Origin of the sequence: Cupriavidus basilensis, from assembly GCF_008801925.2 — a bacterium.
Classification (GTDB): Bacteria; Pseudomonadota; Gammaproteobacteria; order Burkholderiales; family Burkholderiaceae; genus Cupriavidus; species Cupriavidus basilensis.
The window spans coordinates 625,964-645,391 of sequence record NZ_CP062804.1 but is presented as its reverse complement, the minus strand read 5'-3'; the positions used below and the strand labels follow the sequence as shown (position 1 = coordinate 645,391).

Here is a 19,428-nt window from a genome sequence, read left to right as displayed (position 1 = left end):
AGCATGGACTACCAGGCAAGCCGCGACGTCAACCCGACCAGCCGGTCCATCGAACTCGATTTCGTTCGCGGGCTGGCCATCATTGCCGTGATGGGAATGCACTTCCACACGGTCAGCACCGGCAGCCAGTGGGTCGCCCTGATCGAGTATCCGCTCAAGAACTTCGGGCGCGAAGGGGTCAACCTGTTCTTCACCCTGAGCGGCTTCCTGGTCGGGGGGCTGTTGCTGCGCCAGTACGCGCAGAGCGGCAGCGTGGATGCGCGGCGCTTTATCATCCGCCGCATCTTCAAGATCTGGCCCGCCTACTACGCCCTGATCCTGTTCCATGTGCTGGCCGGCCGCCACCCGACCAGCACCTTCCTGTACCAGAATCTCACGCACATGCAGAACTACCTCGGCTCCTCCATTGCGCAGACCTGGAGCCTGGCCGTGGAAGAACACTTCTACCTGTTCCTGCCGGCGCTGGTGCTGCTGTTCGCCCGCTTGCGCGTGCGCGCCAACACCATCCTGTGGACCCTGGGCACCTTGTGCGTGGTGGTGCTGGCCGCGCGCTGCGCCGCGGTCGCCAGCGGCGAGCTGGAAGCGGCCTCCGCCTACACGCAATATCGCATCGACAGCCTGCTCTTTGGCGTCATGCTGGCCACGGTCTATTGGATGAAGCCGGAACTGTACCGCCGCATCGCCGGCCAGAAACTGCTGCTGCTGGCCGTGGTGGCAGGCACGGTGGTCTGGCTGGTATTCCTGCAGCGCAACCTGGTGCTCGAGGAAAGCATCGGCTACACGATCCAGGCCATCGGCTTTGCCGCGCTGATCGTGCTGGTGCTCGAATACTCCGGGGCGATACGCGGCGCCAGGCTATACCGTGCGGTGGCATGGGTCGGCGTGTATTCCTACGGCATCTATCTGTGGCACTCCGTCGCGCTGGCTCCGGGCGACGTGTTTATTCGCAAGGCAAGCACGTTCGGCATCCCCGTCATGGTGGCCTGGGGGCTAGCCCTTGCGCTGCAGTTTGCCGTTGCGATCATCGCCGGCTATGCCGCCACGCGCGCGATCGAGTTCCCCTTCCTGCGCATCCGCGATGCGCTGTTCCCGGCCCGCCGCCGCGGCACGCCCGCCGCACAGCCAGCCGAGCAGCACGCCGCGTGAGCTGACCCGACGCCGTCCCCGCGGGCGTAAGCCACGTGCAGCGCGGGACTCGAGTTACCGACCGCCAATACCCCAGGGCCATGGCCTTGCCCCCGGGGAAGGAAGGACAGCAACCGAGCGGCAACAGAGGAATCAAGGTGAATCACAGTGGCTAGATATACACAGTCCTTCAAGGAACGCGCCGTTGCGCGGATGCTGCCTCCCGAAAACGCCAGTGTTGCCCAGGTGTCCGCCGAGATGGGGATATCGCCGGCGGCACTGGAGCGCTGGCGGGCGGTGGCCCTCGCCCCACCTCCGGCCAACCCGCCCGGCGCCGGTGAGGCGCGCCTGGATGCCGTGCTTGCCACCGGCGCCATGGGCGAGTTGCAGAAGAGCGCCTGGTGCCGCGAAAATGCCATCGACCCGACCGAGCTGGAATGCTGGCGGCAAAGCGCCGCGGCGGCGCTGGCGGACAACCGCGGGATTGGCGCGGTGCGCAGGCGGCATGAGCAGGACCAGAAGCGGATTCGGGAGTTGGAGAGGGAGTTGAGGCGCAAGGAGCAGGCGCTGGCCGAAACCGCGACGTTGCTGGTGCTGACCAAGAACGTGACTTCGTTGTTTGCTGCGCCTGAGGATAAGACCAGCTGACAAACGCCAACAAAGATTGAACAAAAACCCGTTGTCCCTGTTTGCCTCTGCTTGCCTCGGTCTATCTCTACTTGCGCAGGGCGGGCACGACGTGCGCCGCCGCCTGCGGCTCCCGGCCCACGAAGATCCGCGTTGGCAGCACAAAGCCCCGCAGCGCCAGCAGCTCCAGCGGCCCCTGCCCGACCTCGGTGCGCATCAGGTAGCGCACCGGATAGGTCACGTCCGCCGCAACGGGCGCCTGGGCGCTGCGCGCGGTCAGGCTGTCGGGATCTTCGGCGAAGGTCCGGCCGTGCGCATCGGCCTGGCGCTCGGCAGAGGCCTTCGGCGCGCCGGGCCCCTCTAGCGCTTCCGTCGCATCCAGCGCGTCCGGCCTCGCCTGCCACGTCAGCTGGTAGTTCGCGCTATCCACCGGCTCGACGTGCGCCCGCTCCAGCATCCGCACCAGCCCCCAGCGGCCGCCGAACTCATAACTCTTGCTGGTGCCGGCGCGCTCGGTCTGCCACTGCAGCCGGGTGCCCGGGTCCTGCAGGTTCTTGCCCGGCCACGTCAGCGCCTGCCACGTCTCGCGCTGGTTGTAGTAGTGCAGCGTCTGCCCATCGAGGGTCAGCAGCGTGTCGGTCAGCCCCGGGGTGGGGATCGGCTTGAACTCGAAGCGGTACTGCGGCTCGCCCTGTGCCAGCAGGTGCGCCGCCATGCGCTGCAAGGTGTTGATCGCGTTGAGGAAGGCCGGATCGAAGGATTGCGCCTGCCCGCCGGTGGCCGCCGGCAGCCACTGATCGCCCTGCAGCTCGAGCACGCCCGCCAGTTGCGTGCCGAGGAAGGACCCGATCAAGCCGCTGTGCGGGCGCAGGAAGCGCGCCAGCTCGGCCAGCGAGGCATCGTTGGCGGTGTCCGCAAACGGATAGCGTCCGGCAAAGGAGCGGCTCCACGTCATCGCAATGCTCTGGCGCCACGCGTCGTTCAGGCTTGCCTGCGCCGGTTGCAGCACCGTCTGCGTCGCCTGCGCGATGGGCCGCACGAACAGCGTCTCGCCCATGCCCGCCCACTGGCTGCCGAGGCTCGCCGCCATCAGCTGCGCATAGGCCTGGGTGTCGGCCAGTTCCGAGCCCTTGCCCTGGAACAGCGCCTGCGCCATCTGGCGGGCCTGCGCATTGGCATCGGCGCTGTTGCCGACCTGCTGCAGGCGCAAGCGCAGTGCCGTCGCGCGGTCGAGGAACCGTTGCAGGCTCAGGTCACCGCTGGCGCCCGCATGGGTGCCCGCGCCCGTGCCCGCGTTGCTGCTGCCGGGCTGGCCCTGCGCCACCAGCCGCAGCACCGGGCCAAAGGCCGCGCCCAGCGGCCCCGCCGCGTCCGGCTTCGCCACCTCGGGCCCCGCCGGCTTCCTGCCCAGCAGGTCCTGCGTCTTGGCCACCAGCGTATCGGACAGCGAGTCCTTGCGGGCGCCAGCGCCACCCTGGTACTCGAGCGACTTCATCAGCGCGATCACCGGCGACTGGCGCGCATCGGCCATCAGCTTGAGCTGCCCGATCGCGGCCGGCAGCGTCGGCGCCGGCTCCCATTGCAGGCTGTTCATGAAGCCCTGCCAATGCTCCGCGTAATCGGCGAAGTACTGCTCGGTCAGCGCCGCCTGCAGTGCTTCGGCCGAACGGCTCTCAGTCTGCAACGGCGGCTTGCCATCGGTCAGCACCCAGTCATTGGCGATTTCCGTGCGCCTGGCGGCCTGCTCGATCGCCGGGGCCACATAGCCCTCATAGGCCTGGCGGGTGAAGACCCCGGGCACGATGGCGGTGGCTCGCACCAGCCCCCGGGGATCGGTGCCGGCGGTCAGCGCCGCCAGGGTCTGGTCCGGATACTTGCTGCCAGCGTGCTCGCCAAAGGCCTGGATCACGCCCCGATAGACGGTGTCCTCGGCATTGCGCTCCCCGATCACGGCCAGCAGCGTCTGGCGGGCCCCGGCGACCAGTTCGGGCCGCGGCTCGATGCGCCCTGCCGGGTTGGACTTCAAATGCTCCGCATAAAACTTGAGCAAGCGCTCGGCAAGGTCCTGCCGCTCGCCCGGGGTCATCCGGGCATCGGTGGACCAGTGCTGCACCAGTTGCGGGACCAGGAAGGCCGGCTCGGCGCGTTCGGGGTTGGCCAGCATCAGATAGGTCTTGAGCGCCTGGTGGCCGCTCAGCGCCACCCGGTTGGTCGTGTCATCCAGCACCGTGGTGCGCAGTTGCGCAAGATCCACCAGCGACGCCTCCAGATCCCGCTGCACGGGCGCGACGAGCAACTCGCGGCTGGCCTGCGCGTAGGGCTTCCACAGCGCGGCAAGGACCGCCGGATCGCGATTCAGGCCAAAGCGGGTCGCAAGCGGCGCGTGATGCTGGGTGCGGTACTCGTAGCGCTCGATCTGCTGCTGCAAGGCAAGGAGCGCGCGCAGGCGGGCCGCCGGGTTGGGAGCCGCCTGAAAGTCGTTCACGGATTGCCGGGCGGCGTGGATGTCCCGCCCGTTCAGCACGCCGGAGACCAGCATGCCCGCACTCCACAAGCCGATGGCCGTCAGGCCCACGATGGCAGACACCGTAACCGGGTGCCAGCCAACGCGCTGTCCCGGCTGGCGGCGGGCGGCTTCGCCCAGGTAGTGCCAGAGCGGCAGGTCGATGCTGCTCTGCACGTTCGCATCGCCGGCGACAGGCCGTGGATACGGCGCAAAGACGATGCCCTCCACGGCGATGCGCCGGCGCTGCCGGCCCCCCAATCCGGCGATCCAGTCAGCGAGCGCTTTGCCGCGGGTGTCGAGCCGCTGGGAAAGCTCTCCCATATAGCGGTCGCGGTTGCCCGCCATCAGCTGCGCGACCACGCGCTGCGCCAGCTGGTCGCGCAGCGTGCGCAGCGCGCCATCGATGGCGTCCGCGTCCGCCTGGCGCGGCAGTTCGCAACTAATGACCGGCATGACGCCGTGACCCACCGTTCTCGCCTCCGCCACATCCAGCAGGTAGACCGGGGCGGACCAGCGCAGCAATTCGGCGATGCGCGCCAGGCGCATTCCATGGGGATGGGCGCCACGGCGCTGCGCCTGCAGATTCATCTCACTATCCGTTGTGAGAATCACCGCGTCCACCGGACGGCGGCGGCGTAGTTTGTAGAGTGCCTTGAGCCAGTCGGCGTCCGGCCAGCCCTCCTTGTTGGCCTTGCTCCATAGCAACACCGCGTCGGGGGTGATGAGCCAGCCTTGTTCTGCCAGTTCGGGCAGGAGGCGGGCGATGGCGGCGTCGTCGCCGGTGAGCAGCAGCCAGGGCTGGCGGTAACGCCAGCGCCGGCCGTGATGCACGTGAAGCGCCTCGCGTATTGTGGCCAGTTTCCCGGGACGCGCTGCCAGCTCGCCGCCCCCCGCCGTCGTCGCCTCGCCCCGCTTGCTGGCATCGTAGTTGGCCACCCACAGCCTGGCGCGCAGCAACTGGATCTTTAGCGCCAACCATTCGTAATACCTGGCCAGCAGCAGCGACACAATGCACCCGATCGCCAAGGAAATCTCGAACAGCTTGACTTGCTGCCGCGACAGCCCCTGCCCCGGCCCCTCGAACCAAACCGCGAGGCCGACTGCGACAAAGAGGATCAATATCGCGATACAGAGGTAGCGTGCTACTGGCTGTGGCTTGTATTCATTCATGATGGCTTGCGGCACACGAGGGCGATGCACCGATCGCCCTCCTGGGTGAGGACGAGTTGCGATTGGGCGGACAGGGCAGCATTCTCGGCAGCGAGGACAGTCGCGAGCCATGCACCCGCACTACCAGAGTTGCCGATGGTCTTCGCAAGATCCACCCATGTGACGGCATCGCCCAGGGGCGACGATGACTTGAGATGCGTGACCACCTCGTCGGAAAGCGCTTGGTCCCAAACCGCACCGATGCCTTCGGTGCTGGTTCGCCCCCAACGCATTGCGAGCGCCACGCAATCCGAGGCGGACTGCGCGCTGTCCTGGGCTGGACGGTGCAAGTGCAGCGCGGAACCATGCCGCGAGGCCCCGGGGCGGCCCACCAGCAAAGCGACGCCAGCCTCCGCCACGCCGCCATCCAGGCGTTCACTGATGGCACGCCTCAACTGGAGTGCGATGAGTAGCTGCACTTCGTCTGCGGACATGCGGTCCGCCCAGGCATCGACATCAAACAGCGACAGATGATCCGTATCGTCCGTCGTGGCAACGGGCAACTGCGGGAGGCATGCCAGTATCTTGGCTTCAAGTCGCGCGCGGACCTCATCCGCCCCCACGGATGACGCAGAGACGAGCCGTACACGTAGCCGGGTCTGCGCCGGCAAGGACTCCAGACTCGCAATAACCGGGCGGAGCAAGCGGTCAAGCAGCCAGTCAGTGACGACTTTATGCCTGGCGTGCTCCGAGAGTTCATTGCCCGGGTAGAACGGCTTCTCGGGTATCGCGATCCAGCGGGCGATCACATCCGTTTCAGGGTATGCCGCACTTGGCCGGGCAGCCATTTGCATGCGCCCGCTCGCAATGCCCTCAACGCCGTTCTCTGCGTCGTCAGCAGAAAAGCACCAGGCGTGGGCCAGAATCGCAAGTGGCTTGCTAGCGCGCGCATGGCAGTCCTGTTCCTCGGCATCGCTCGCCCGGTTGACCGCCATGGCGTCACTGCGCCGCGCATACGCGCCGGCCATGGCCACGCTCCACAGAAAGGCCCAAGCACCCAAGGGATAGCCGATGACGCAGAGCCAGAACCAAAAGGTGTTTGTCGGCTTTGTCGCGGGCCAGAGGGAGATGACAAACGCAGCGCCCCCACCCACAATGGCGACAAACAGGAACGTCCACCAGGCGACCGACGGGCGCGGCAGGTCTGGCACCGTGGCTCTGGGCGGTACCCGCTGAAAATCGATGGGCATTTACCGAACCGTCGCGCCGCGCCAGTGAGCAATGAGGATACTGCCGCACTGGGTCCGGTCGCCGTCGCGCGCAAGCGGCACGCCCGCATCGGTCATGCTGGCTCCGCCCTCCACGATCTTGTTGTTGCCGTGAATCGGACACGACACGATATCGCCGATCCGCGCGGCTCGTCTCCCCCGGACCTGAATGCGGTCCGATCCCGACAGGATCTTGCCGCCATGACTCGTATCGTCGTCTTCGTAAGCTAGTTCTTTCATAAGTTTAAAAATCTCCTAAAACATGAATTAATTTACTCTTATTAAGAACCCCACAATCCACCTCGCCCCCCAAATCTACGCACTAAAAATCACTTACCTCATCCGTCTAATGAAATTCTTGACATCGAGAGCCGTCTTCAGGCGAAAAGTGGAAGCTTGGTGCTCAACATAGCCCTCCACACCCGTCATCTCGCTGTTTTCTGTGATATTTTTGTTCTCAGCCAGAGAACCGTTTTTGTCACTCTCGTATGCATATACCTGATAGAGGTCTCCATATGTTCCCAGCCCACCGTGCCTCAGCTCCCAGCGGACAATAACAAATAGATTAACTACTCCTTTTATTCTCCCAAAGAAAAGAGAATCAACCCGAGGCGCCGCCCCCTCGATTGAGTATTTTGCAACCAACTCTTCCCGGCAGAAACCGTTTTCAGATTTATACAACACCAAAATTACAGGGTAATCATCATCCCCTGCCTGAACTGCAACTAGCGCACCCTTTTTAATCTGCGCGGCAGAGAACACTCCCTGAGCAGGAGACACCACCGGACACGGAACATGCCTGCCCTCAGCATTCGCAAGAGACACAAACAAGGAAATTTTAAAAATCAATATATATTTTAAAATCATTTACGATCATATAATTTTCGTCCAAACCTATTTTAGATTCCGCGTGGCCGCCATTATGCTCAACTCAGTTATCTATGCCATCTATCGGCGCGACTGTCTTGATACCCCTCAGTGCTCGAGGGCTAATCGGCTGATAGTCTCCGGGATCGCAGGTACGGTTTGAAATCAACTTCCCATTCCGCTTTATATATATTCCACTTGGAGAGCCTTGATACAATACATAGTTATACTGTCCAAAATTAAATTTCAGATGCGTAAACGTTATATTTCCTTCCGATATATCGCTTATTGAAAGCCATCTTCTCGGTGGATACGGCTTTTTTGGAAATTCGAATTCGATTTCACCAACTCTTCCAAATCGATACTGAACGTATCCATTATCCGGAGATATGTTTCCCGAAGCGCAGACCGAAATCAATTTTCCTTCACTTCCACAGCTAAAATACACCTCCTCATGAGGCTGACAAAGCGTTATCTCTTCGGCCTCCGCGCTCACCCCGAACAAGATTAATCCCGCAAGAGAAATCGCTCTTGCGAGCGCATTCAGATCGCATTCCGCCCTCTGCCTCATGAAAAACTATGCCCCCTTAATTTCTCGAAACAACCAACCCAACTCCTTCTCCGCAGGAGGAAGATAAAAACAACCAAGCCCGGTTAAATTGGAAGTGATATATAACCCCTATTTCATTCGATCAACAACCCTTTTCGGCACCATTGCCTTCAATTTTCCAGATACCATTTCGCGATAATATTGCCCATATAAAATAGATGCTCGATCGCCAAATCCAATATTCCAATAAGCATCTGCCAAATTCAATTTGGCAACGATTCGCCTTGGAAATTTCTGGACTACAGAATTCAACAGTGGAATAGCATCATCTGATCTTCCGCTCTCAACAAGAAAGTATGCAATGTCATTTAGGCTTCCAACACGTTCGAAGCTAACGTACTCAGAAAACTCAGATACATCGTAGGACGTGATTGAGAGAATATATTGATTTAGATCTTCCTTATTTCGACTCGCCAGTCGAAATTCCATGATGCTTCTCTCTATTTCTCTAGAAGCATCCGCGCTGGATTCATAACTATAAGGCCCCATAGATCCGATGGTTGAGCAACCGGTTATTCGAGATACTCTCTCTAACGGCACAAATTTTCCTGATGCAACATCGGCTCGCCCTCCGGTTATCTCTCTAATTACGCACCAATTTGAATATTCACCCCTCCATTCGTACACATATCGGTATACCTGACCTCCTTGGCTTAGGCAGCTTCCATCAATTGCTATTTTTCGAGTACGCGGGATCCTATAGATCGCCATTGAACTGCACTCGTCAAATTTCTCCACAGAATAAAAAATAATTTTCCCGAGCGATGGCGAATAATATTCCACCGAAATGCCTTTCGAAGTATCTTGGAAAGAGAATCGCCCTATTATCTTATCGCCCTCGAACTCACCTGATAAATTTACTTGTGCCGCACACACCATAGCCGGCAAGAAAAAACCGAGTGCCGCAATAAAGAGAGCAGAAACAATGACTTCAAGATAATTAAGATTCCGTCTCAACTCAATACCCATGAACCGACTGATATTTTCAATCCACTCTTAATGAAGAACTTAACCACCACAACATATTCTGAAAGAAGGCAATCCCTGAATTTTCACCCGGAGATTGATTATGTAAAAACTCAGATTTTTACAGATAACAAAAAACCAGATATTCACTCTATAGATTCGCCCTTAATCCATTTACGGATCGCCATCTTATTCTTGCCTTTGTACTCGACATACACCCACCCCGACGAACCTGGACTTATTACCTCTATCTCATCCCCCTTGATCAGGTACATTCGTGTTCTAGCTTGATCTTCTGGACCATCATATAGCCATGATTTATCCGCTTTAACTCTATCGACACCATTATTCTGCTTGGCACCGACATTCGATTTTCTCCTGAGGAACTTAGCTTCAATACCTCTTCCCTCAACCTCGAGTTGCCGAGCAACCAAAAGATACGCCCCCCTGTTTTTTGCCGATGGTGGATCACAAGCCAATATATTGTTTAAACCAAAACTTCGGACAACCTCATCATTTATTTTTGGCTCGAAGTGCCAGTCTACTGACTTTGCGAAATTTTCCGATTTTACGAAAGATCCCCATATATCTTCGGCCTTAAAAGATGTCCACTTAAACATAGTATCCGTACGATCATCTACCCCATATCGCCAAAGATCTTTTTTCCCCTCCCAGTGGCCACCGCAGACCTCTCCTGTATTACTGCTCAAAATGCAGCCAGATTCGGTGGAAATAACTGGGCAATATGCTCTGCTGTGGATGTTTTTCCCTGCCTGCGCAGGGCCGTCGCCCACCACCCCTGTGTTGATAGTAGAGAGAAAGACATACTTCCGGCTAGGCGACACGCTGGAATAAAATGCGCCAGAAAAAATTGTGCCTCCTATGGAGGTCAACCTCTCAGAGGGCAGCAGTTCCACAATCTCTCCACTCGGCTTGATCAATCTGGCGCGCTTCCACCCCGCTCCATAGGTATCTCTATCCCAACCCTGAAGGGGATCGGAAAATTCGATTCGCGATTGCCTATTTATCTGCAAGACGTCGTCACCCGCCATGGCATGCGATGCAAACAGGGCTGTAATGGATGTTATCGTCACCAGATTTTTTATGCGCATGGTCATATCAGCCGATCCTTTTTTTCAAAGCCACGTAGCGTGGTGAAGCAACGCCGATCGCCATTTCTCGATGGTGACCATAATGCTCAACAATCTTCTTCTCGTGTGCCGATCTTTGCGCACCCCATTCGGCTGGATTTCTCGATACATTTGGATGATTTGCAAAAAATCGATCCAGTGATCTTCCGATATCTCGCTCAACATAGTGAGGGCGATTCACGTGGTGATCGAGTGCCGTAGCTCGCCCAAGATCCGATTGAAAGTAACTAGCAATGCTATATTGATAGCCGTTCGGCTTAAATGGCAAAATTCTGACTCGGAGGCGAACCAGAAAATCCATCACTTGCCTGCGTTCGAATCGGGGATCCGAAATGGCATGTACGATCGACGCCAACGGAATATTGGCAATTTTCTTGCCAAAGTTCTGTGCCGAACACCCTTTTCGAATAATATCCATCAAATGGCCGCCAGTTTCGGCTGACCCTCTGTCAAGGAATGGTGCGTATAATACATGCGAACAGAATTTCCGCTTCTCTCAACACTCCATCCGCATTTCTCGAACAATTCCCGATAAGCGGCGTTATCATCTTCACGAAACTTTAAAACCTGAATTGGAAACTCTCCGTCACCAACGGGATTGATGGTCTTTTGCATGGCACCAGCCGTAAGTACTTCACTGTCATAGGACTGTACGGCGTCCAGATTCCCCTCATTGGGTGACATTGCAACCAATATTCTCCGCTCGCTACCAGTTATTTCACCGCTATCTGCCAGCTCCACCAGCACGGATGATTTCTCCAACGGTTTATTTCCCCAATATACCGGTCCGTAAATGGGACCCAGTTTTGTTACGGAAAATTGGCTCACATAGCAACAGCCACATTTACAGTCCTCCGTATTCAGAAAATTCCCAATCATCCCAATCGGATGAATATGAAACACCTGCGGAGCCGGAAGGGCGGGGAAATCTTCCTTCACAGCGTCCCACCAGGCCAGCGCCTGGATGCGCTTGCGTTCGGCCTCATGAGCCTCATCCGGCCCGACCTTTTTCTCGATCTCGGAAATGAGCTGCTTCCATTTGTCCGGATTCGCCCATTCGCTCTCATGCTTGACAATGAGCCGCGATGCCCGCATTGCCGCCCATGCGTCCTGGGAGGCAACGCAAAGGTCGTTCGCCGCCTGGCTGCCATCGCCTGTCGCATATAGCTGCCGACAAACGGCTTGCATCAGCGGGTTGAGTTTGTCGATGGCGCCGGCGTTCGGGACGTCTGCGCCGGTCGCGTAGTCGACGTACGCCTGCGTCGAGGCAAAGATGGTGTGGGTGGAATCGTGCGGGTCATGCAGGATCTCGAAGTCCACCCATTTCTGCGCGAACTCGCGCGAGATCCGCCCTCCCGCGAAGTTTTGCTCGCGCACCCAGCCGGTGATGTCCTGGCGACGTACGTCCGCGCTGTCAACCTTCCACCAGCGCATCTTCTCGCCATCACTGCCCGCGCTGGTCTCGGTGTGTGGCTTTTCGTTACGTTGGCCGAGTTCCGCCAGCGTATATGCCTGCACAACATCGGTCAGAGGCGCGTCCTGGCCTTGCTGGTTCGGGTTCTTGTAGAGCGTCGTCCGCCGGTCGATCCGCAGAATCGTGGGGTCGGCCGGCAACTCCAATTGCTCCCACGCTTTCGGCTTTGCGCCGTTTTCGGTCACCCATGCGCGGCTCGTCTCGATGAACGACTGGATGCTGTCGCCGCAGAACATCTCCAGATGGACCATGCGGGCTGGGACCCGTTCGCTGAGCGAATCGAACCGTCCGATGTGGCCGATGAGATCGCCTGCGTTGATTGGAACCGGCTTGGGTGGTGCGACCACGCGATCCAGCGAGGTATCAGGCATAACGGTCTCGACGACGTAGGCCCCGCTCTCCTTGCCGAGATAGATCCATCCCTTCTCCGCAGCGTCCGGCGCGACATACCCGCCGACTTTGGGCGGAACCATGGCCGACACATGCACGGACTCGATCTGGCCCCAGTTCCCGTCCCGCTTCAGAAGACTGAACTGCGCCCCACGAGGCAGAATGCCAAGGATCGTTCCTCCTGGCTTGGAGGTGCGGACGCGCAATCCGGTTTGCTCGGCGGGAGCGCCCACCCCACTCGCACTGGCATCGGGCTTGTCGCTGGCGGCATCCGTGACCCGGAGCCATGTTATCCAGTACGAAGGCCGTGGCAATGCCTTGTCCGCTTCATAACTGGCGAAATCCTGCAGATGCATGTACAGGCTGAAGAAAGTCAGCGTGTTGTCTTTCGGAAATTCCATCACGTGGCGCACCAGTGCAAAGCCCGTGCTGAATTGGGCGCTGAATGCGGCCTTGTCACCCTGCGCCGGGATTGCGCTGGGCAGGTAGGTCCGGTTGACGCGCCAGGCAACCACCTCTCCGTCGGCCATGCAGCGCACGCCATGCGTGAGGTCGAGTGACTGACCGGCGCCTGCGTCAGTGATGTGGATGCCGCCGTGCCACATCCCTTTCCGGCTGACGGCGTATGCGCCACCAGGCTCTTTGCGTAGCAGCCGGTGAAATTCGTGCTGGTCGGCAAAGTCGGCCGATGGCTTGCCGGGGGCTTCGGGAGCCTTGCGGAACGGGTATGCAAAGTTCAGTGTCTTCACCGGCGTCTTGGCTGGCTGCTGTGGTGTCGTCGTTGCCATGGCCTGCTTATTCAGAGAACCCGAACTTCATGTTGCGCTTCACGTCTTGCAGCGGGGCAGCCTCCCAGGCGGGGAAGGCAAAGTTGCCGCCGGCGGGATCGTCGGTACGCAAGTTGCCCTTGACGTTGACCTCCCCGCTGGGGCTGGCGAGTTCGATCTTCCCGTTGGCAATCCGGATGTATGCGCCCGCGCCATCGCCGAGGGTGATGCCCTTCGAGGCGGTGATCATGACTTCGCCAGTCGAGGAACTGACAGCAACATTCTTGAGTGCCATCAACTCCAGCGCATCGCCTTGGGCTTGTATTTGCACCTTGCCCTTTGCAGCGAAGATCCGGATACCCAGCTTTGCCGCGAACAGGGAGATGGCCTCGCCGGCTGCGGCGGTGATGCGCTTCATTGCCCCGATGTCCAGGCCACCGCCAGCCGTCATGAAGATTTGCTGGCTCGCAGCGAGTTGCATGTCCCGCCCACTGGCAATGCCAATGCCTTTCGGCGCGCTGGCGAGGATCGCAGGCGCCTTGAGTTGCGTAAGCGTCTGCTCGATCAAGGCGCGCTGCTGGTCGATCTGCGCAAGCCACGCTTTGGCGGCATTTGCGGAATCGTTGAGGCTGCGCATCATGTCCATGGCTTGCCGCAGCGTAGCTTCGGCATCTGACATGGCAAGTTGCTCGCCGCCAGCATTCGGCTGCCCGTCCGCCGAAAGGAACAACCCCTTGCCACCCCGGATCGCTCCCCAGGCGTCTGTACGCAGCTCAAAGCCCTCGCCCCGCTTCTTCTTGTTGCGATCAACGAGGTAGCCAAGGTTGAGCTGGGTCTTGCCACCATATTCGGTGGAAAGCTTGATGCTCTCCTCTCCCTTCCAGTCCTCCATGCACAGCTTGTTGTTGCTCTGCGTCCTGATCAGGTTGCGCGACAGCCACCGGTCCTGGCTGGTGATCAGGTCCTCTTGCCGGCTGTTATGCAGCGCGTGCGCGATATAGGGCTTGTTCGGGTTGCCGTCGCGAAAGGCAATTGCGACTTCGGTGCCGTCAATGAGCGGGAAGTGGAACCCGGTATGCAGACCGCCGGCATACGGCTTGGCCAGGGGTATGGCCGCGCTTTCCATGCCCTTCGGCCATGACTCAAGATCAAAATCGAAGCGGACGACGTAGTGGCCCGCTTTTGTCAGGTACGCGTACTTGTATTGGCCGGGCGAGGTGATGCGCGCGCTCAGCGTGCCCTGGATTTTCGGCCAGCTTTCCTCGTCCAGCGGCAGGCGAAAGCGCCGGTCCGACGGAATGGCCTGGTAGGTGTTGCAGTAAGCGGCATCACGCCCCCCGGTATGGATGACTTCGGTGATGACCTGGCCGTTGGGGGCCTCGGCCAATGGCTCATCCATGCGCAGGATGCAGCCGGAGTGCAGTCTGAGCACGTTGCTCTCGCCCGCATAGACAAGCTGGCCGGCAAGCAGGGCCTCATGGCGCAGCTGCGCTTCCCACTTCGCCTCGGCTATGTCCAGATGATGCGTGCCGTAAATATACTGCTGGCCGTAAGTTGTCTTGTCCTTGCGCGCGACGTTGGCCTCGCCCTTGATGGGTTCCCACGCCTGATCCGGGTTGTAGTCGGCGACCAGGACCGATTCGGGCACGGTCCTGGCGTGCACCTGGATGTCGGATACCGCCTCGATGCCGGCTTCGAGCCCGGCGGTCTCGCGATAGGGCACGCGCAGTTCGGGCTGGTAGACGTAGTGGTCGATGTCGTCGCCGAAGACAATCATCTCGCCGAACTTTCCCGGGATGAAGTAGCAATACAGCCCTTCCTGGCGCATCAGCAACTGGACATATTCCCAGTCGGATAGCTGGTACTGGAAGCGGAATTTGTGCTGGGTGTACTTGCGGCGCACCTTGAGGGCAAACTGGTGGCCCCGGAGCTCGTGCCGGCGCAGGATAGCCTCGATGATCTCGGGGGCCGTCTTGTTCTGGTAGATGCGCGTGGTCCGGACAAGTTCGAGCCGCGCGGCCAGTGGCCGGAGCACGATTTCGTAAGCGAAGAAATCGCGCGTGCGTTTCGTGCGTGAGAACGCCGATATCCACCCCGCGAACCGGCGCGGCTCGCTACCGTCGCCGGGGTCGATCACGAAGGTCGCGTCACGATTGAGGTATTCCGCCCGATCGAGTTCCAGCGGGTGGGTTAGCCGGATCGTGACGGTGTAGAGCTCTCCCAATCGCTCCACTGCCTCGAACGACACCACCGACAGTTCCGCCGCGCTGGCCGCGCGAGGAACGTCCAGATGATAAGCCTGGCGCCCGGGCATCCTTGTGCCGTAGGCCTCGAATTTGTCGATAACGTCCATGTCTTCTCCGTTGTCACGCCTGCCGCTTCGCGGCAAGATTCCTGGCGGATTGGTTGCGCACGCCAGGAACGACAAGTGACTCGATGCTTGGCATCGTGGCTCACCATGCAACCACGTCTGTTCGAAGTTCGGGCTGCGAAACGCTGTGAGCTCGGTGCTCTGGCCCGATTCGGAAAACATGCTACTGGGTGAGTGCGGAAATGATCAATCGGACGTGTCCTATTCTTTGAAGAAATTTAAAAAATTTTTGTGATGAATCACCGAGCATTGGCAATGCCAATATTCGGAAATTTCCTATTATTCGATGGGCCGCGCCGGGCAGCAGCGGGAAGTACGCCTGGCGTGCGCCACCGCAGGCGTGCCGTTGTTCAACCGGATCGTTGCCGCAAGCACCGGAAATCGTTTGAATCCGTTGTGTGATGCAGCGCCACGACAAGCGATCGCATAGGGCCTGCAATGCCGTCCCGATTGCCTCGGACGGCGGCGAAACCTGTCGTGTTTGTGGTCTGATTGGAGCCGGCGTGCAGCCGGAATGCAGCCGGTCAAGACCGGCTGAACAAGACCGCCCCATGAACGTGGAGCAGATAACGGTGCAGATCAGCCGTCGTTCAATGGCATGATCTTGTTAGCAGTCATCCGTCATTGCGGGTTTAGCCAGAGCCTCGGAAAAATCCGAATACCGGCATGGTCTCCTACCTCCCCACATACCCCTCCGGCGTAGTCACATTCCCCTGCGCCACGGAAGCATTGGTGGATATCACATAGACCGGCGTCTCCGTCAGGGCCAGTGCAACCTGTCCATTCGAGTAGGCCACGGACGCGGCATTCCCCATCATGTCGACCACCGTCACCTGCCCGCTGGACCCGGGCACATCCACCTGCAGGCTATAGGCAACGTTATACGTCGCGCTGAACCCCGTATCCGCGCTCCAGTTGGCATTGTTGTGCGCCCACAATGCCGTCACCACGTTGCCATTGTTGAGCCGCTGGAATGCATAGCCATAGACTCCGAACGGCAGCCCATTGAGCGGCCCCAGCGTATTGGTGCCGTCGATCAGCCGGGTCATCGCCGCGACTGCCAGCGCGGCAGGCTTCGGGCTGATCTTGGCGGGGCCGTAGGTGCCTTGCGGGTTGACCAGGTCGAAGAACAAGCCGTAGCCGGCAGCGTCGGTGGGGATGTCCGTGGCGTAGAACATGTAAGTCACGTCCGCGCCTTCTCCTAGCAGTATCAGGTGCGTGCGGGCAACTACCGCGCCATGTGCGTACAGGACGTTCTGCGTCGGGTAGTTCGGGCCATAAGCGGTGCCAAGGTCGTAGCTGATGCCAGTCTCGGTGACGAACAGCCGCGCGCCGCGCTTGAGCAGGGTCGCGACGGCATGGCGCAATTCGCGCATGGCGGCGGGCAGCGCGTTGGCGGCGTTGGAGGGATCGCTGTTGCCGACCAGGCGCTCCGGCGGATGCGATGGCGATGTGCCTACGTCGTAGTAGCCGTGCGCCGTCACGCCGTCGAGATACTGGGCAAAGCCCAGCGGCGCCAGCCGGTTCAGCCAGATGGTGTTCTCGCGCACCATGGCGTTGGTGGTGCCCATGATCACCGCGCTCGGGTCGGTGCTGTGGACGCCCTGGAAGGTGGCCTTGTACATCGCGGTGAAGTTGGCATCGGTATCCAGCCACGGCAGGCCACCGTTATAGTCGGGTTCCCAGGTAACCTGATAGTAGTTGGCCGATTGCGCGGGGAAATACCGGGTCCGCACCGTGTTCGACTCCTGCCCCACCCGGGTCATGTAGTCCTGGTAAGCGGGCAAGGATTTCGGCGCGTAGCTGTGGGTGGCCACGCCGGTGGGACTCGCCCAGGCGGGAATGCCGTCGAGCTGGATCAGCCGCATCAGGTCGCCGGGCTTGAAGTATGAGGCGAGGTGGTCCACCGCGGGATTGAACGTGTTGGGGCCGTTGGGTTCTTCCACGTACCAGTTGCGGTTGTCGTTGGCCCACGACAGGCCCAGCGCGGGATAGAGCGGACGATAGCCGTCGCCATCGCAGCAGCCTTGTCCGGGCAGCAGGTAGGCCGCGCCTTGCCCGCCGAAGCGGTGCAGGTCCTGGCTGGCGTAGCTGACCGCCGGGAGCACCGAAGAGACGTCGGGCAGTACACCGAACGTCGCGATGCCGCTGGGCCGCGTGCCGCGTGCGAGCAGCGAGCCTGCGCCGGAGGCCAGGCTTGCCGATCCGGCAAAGTAGCCTGACAGCGTGGACGTGCAGTTCAGCGTCGACACGATCGCACCGGCGGCGACCGGGAACTGGCCGCTGGCGCGCACCTTGTTCCAGGTGTCGGAGATCTGCCAGTTCACCGTGTCCGCGCTGCCGGCGCGGGTGGTCACGCTCACCTGGAAGGTACTGCCCGAGGCGAACATCCGCGTGCCGTCGCCGCCCGGGGTATCCATCTCGATGGCATCGCCACCGCCCGCGGCGGCGACGCTACCGGCTGGCGCGGTGCAACTGAGCGTGCCGGTGCCCGTCGGCATCACTGGCGTGGTCGGGGTGGTCGGTGTCGTGGGCGTGGTGGGCGTGGTGGTGCCGGTGTCCTCATACGAACACGTCTTGCCGAAGCCGGGCGCGGGGTCGCCGAATACGCCGTTGTTGCAGGCCACGCCATTGGTGAAGGTCAGGGTGACGTATTGCGTGGCTGTCCCGTAGCGGACCGGGAGCGTGCCGGTAAAGCTGCAGAAGCCGTTTTCCGAGCTGCAGGCAACCCAGGTGCCGGTGGCGGGCGGCGTCGTCGCGCCGCTCGTGCCGGAGTCGTACCAGCAACTCTTGGCGAACCCGGACGCGGGGTCCCCGAACACGCCGTTGTCGCAGCCGGTGCCGCCGGTGAAGGTCTTGATCACGTACTGCGTATCGGTGCCGTACTTGACCTGGTGGGTGCCGGTGAAGGCGCAGGTCTGGTATTCCGAGGCGCACAGCGTCCAGGTGACATCCGCTGGCTGCAGGGTTGCAGCGGGGGTTACGCTGGTGGCGTCGCCGCCGCGGTCGCCGCCGCAACCCGCGATGGCAAACAACAGCAGCAACAGGATACCGGCGCGCTGCAAGGCAACACGTATCCAAGGACTCCCCGCAGCCGGGGCCGGGTTCGGGCTGGTAAGCGTCGACATGGCTTCCCCATCGATTGGCCTGCGTCGGGTCGGCAGGGTTGAGTGAGCCCTCCGGCGTAGCTGGCAGGGTCCGGGCCGGACGACGCCTGGCGCACCACTGTGGTGAGCGCGCCGGATAGAAGCTTATCCGCACGCCCCTGGCTCTGGCCGCCAGGATTTAGTGCTTATCGGACGAAGCCGGAGCCGCAGGCATGGCCGGTGCGCGTCTTGAACACGCGGCGCCCCGGCGGCCCTGGCGGCACGACTGGCGGCACTAGTAGCAAATCACCGGGGCGTAATACGGCGAGTAGTGCCAGATGATCTGCTGGAATGGCGCATGGCGTCCGTAAGCCACGGTACAGAGCCCGAGCAGGGCAACGCCGGCGATCAGGCATTTGCCCAGCCGCTTCGGCGCGCCCTGGCAGGCGCGCAGCACCCAGAACGCGACGGCGCCGCCCAGAAGCCATCCGGCGATGACCTCGGCCGGTGTATGGGCGCCCAGGCGCACGCGGCTAAAGCAGATCAAGGCCGCCAGCAGCAGGCCGAGCACGAAGCCGGCCTGGCGCCACGCGGCCCGGAAGCTGCGCAACAGCAAGCCGAGGAACACGGACCACACCGCCGACGAGAGCATCGCGTGGCCGCTGATCACGCGCATGTCGAAGCGCTCCAGCACCGTGCCGCAGCCGGTGTGCAGCAGCTTGCTGGCCAGCACCAGCGCTGCGGCCGCCGCCAGGCACAGGGCCCAGCGCAGCGCCACCCGCCACCCGTTGCTTTGCAGCAGCCACAGGCCGGTGGTCAGTGCCAGCGGCAGCGTCACCGCGGCATCGCCGAGATCTGTGATCCGGTACCAGTTCATCGAGTTTCCATCTGCTTGCGTTGGCATACAGGCGAGCGCGCCGCTGATCTCGCCATCGATCACCTTCGATGACGCCGCCGGCTACCGTGTTGGCGCCTTCCTGCCGGCGCCTCCCATTGGCCACAATGTATGCCCCTTGCGCGAAGCCAGGGCGGCGCGATGCATGCGCTGTCGGAATACAGCGAACTGTTGGC

The 19,428-nt window shown here is 60.8% G+C and carries 13 protein-coding genes; 2 read left to right on the top strand and 11 right to left on the bottom strand.

The window, feature by feature from the left end:
- Positions 1-3 precede the first annotated feature (3 nt).
- Together F7R26_RS23865 and F7R26_RS23860 are read left to right on the top strand one after the other, a co-directional pair.
- The gene (locus F7R26_RS23865; protein WP_150984985.1) at positions 4-1,146 is read left to right on the top strand and encodes an acyltransferase family protein; all 1,143 of its coding nucleotides are present in this window, start codon (positions 4-6) and stop codon (positions 1,144-1,146) included.
- A gap of 147 nt (positions 1,147-1,293) precedes the next feature.
- Positions 1,294-1,773, top strand: a complete 480-nt coding sequence (locus F7R26_RS23860; RefSeq protein ID WP_150984984.1) for a transposase — start codon at positions 1,294-1,296, stop codon at positions 1,771-1,773.
- Between the two features lie 67 nt (positions 1,774-1,840).
- Here F7R26_RS23860 and F7R26_RS23855 read toward each other — a convergent pair whose 3' ends face one another.
- The 11 genes from F7R26_RS23855 to F7R26_RS23805 form a co-directional block, all read right to left on the bottom strand.
- Positions 1,841-5,458 carry an ImcF-related family protein gene (locus F7R26_RS23855; protein WP_241754703.1) on the bottom strand — a complete coding sequence of 1,206 codons (3,618 nt, stop codon included), beginning with the start codon at positions 5,456-5,458 and terminating at the stop codon, positions 1,841-1,843.
- A complete protein-coding gene (locus F7R26_RS23850; RefSeq protein WP_150984983.1) occupies positions 5,425-6,657 on the bottom strand; it encodes a hypothetical protein in 1,233 nt (410 codons plus the stop codon). The genes F7R26_RS23855 and F7R26_RS23850 overlap by 34 nt, the downstream gene beginning before the upstream one ends.
- Complete coding sequence (locus F7R26_RS23845) at positions 6,658-6,915, bottom strand: PAAR domain-containing protein (protein WP_150984982.1); 258 nt, start codon at positions 6,913-6,915, stop codon at positions 6,658-6,660.
- 93 nt (positions 6,916-7,008) lie between these two features.
- On the bottom strand, positions 7,009-7,542 hold the full coding sequence (locus F7R26_RS23840) for a hypothetical protein (RefSeq protein ID WP_150984981.1): 534 nt from the start codon (positions 7,540-7,542) through the stop codon (positions 7,009-7,011).
- Positions 7,543-8,221: 679 nt separating this feature from the next.
- Complete coding sequence (locus F7R26_RS23835; RefSeq protein ID WP_150984980.1) at positions 8,222-9,121, bottom strand: tetratricopeptide repeat protein; 900 nt, start codon at positions 9,119-9,121, stop codon at positions 8,222-8,224.
- Between the two features lie 143 nt (positions 9,122-9,264).
- The gene (locus tag F7R26_RS23830) at positions 9,265-10,236 is read right to left on the bottom strand and encodes a hypothetical protein (protein WP_150984979.1); all 972 of its coding nucleotides are present in this window, start codon (positions 10,234-10,236) and stop codon (positions 9,265-9,267) included.
- A gap of 1 nt (position 10,237) precedes the next feature.
- A complete protein-coding gene (locus tag F7R26_RS23825) occupies positions 10,238-10,687 on the bottom strand; it encodes a hypothetical protein (RefSeq protein ID WP_150984978.1) in 450 nt (149 codons plus the stop codon).
- Positions 10,687-12,921, bottom strand: a complete 2,235-nt coding sequence (locus tag F7R26_RS23820; RefSeq protein ID WP_193692232.1) for a chitinase — start codon at positions 12,919-12,921, stop codon at positions 10,687-10,689. Before F7R26_RS23820 ends, F7R26_RS23825 begins: the two co-directional genes overlap by 1 nt.
- 7 nt (positions 12,922-12,928) lie before the next feature.
- The gene (locus tag F7R26_RS23815; protein ID WP_150984977.1) at positions 12,929-15,253 is read right to left on the bottom strand and encodes a type VI secretion system Vgr family protein; all 2,325 of its coding nucleotides are present in this window, start codon (positions 15,251-15,253) and stop codon (positions 12,929-12,931) included.
- Between the two features lie 692 nt (positions 15,254-15,945).
- Entirely contained in the window at positions 15,946-18,399 is a 2,454-nt protein-coding gene (locus tag F7R26_RS23810) for a hypothetical protein (protein ID WP_150984976.1), read from the bottom strand.
- 253 nt (positions 18,400-18,652) lie between these two features.
- Positions 18,653-19,234, bottom strand: a complete 582-nt coding sequence (locus F7R26_RS23805; protein WP_170301806.1) for a phosphatase PAP2 family protein — start codon at positions 19,232-19,234, stop codon at positions 18,653-18,655.
- Positions 19,235-19,428 lie beyond the last annotated feature (194 nt).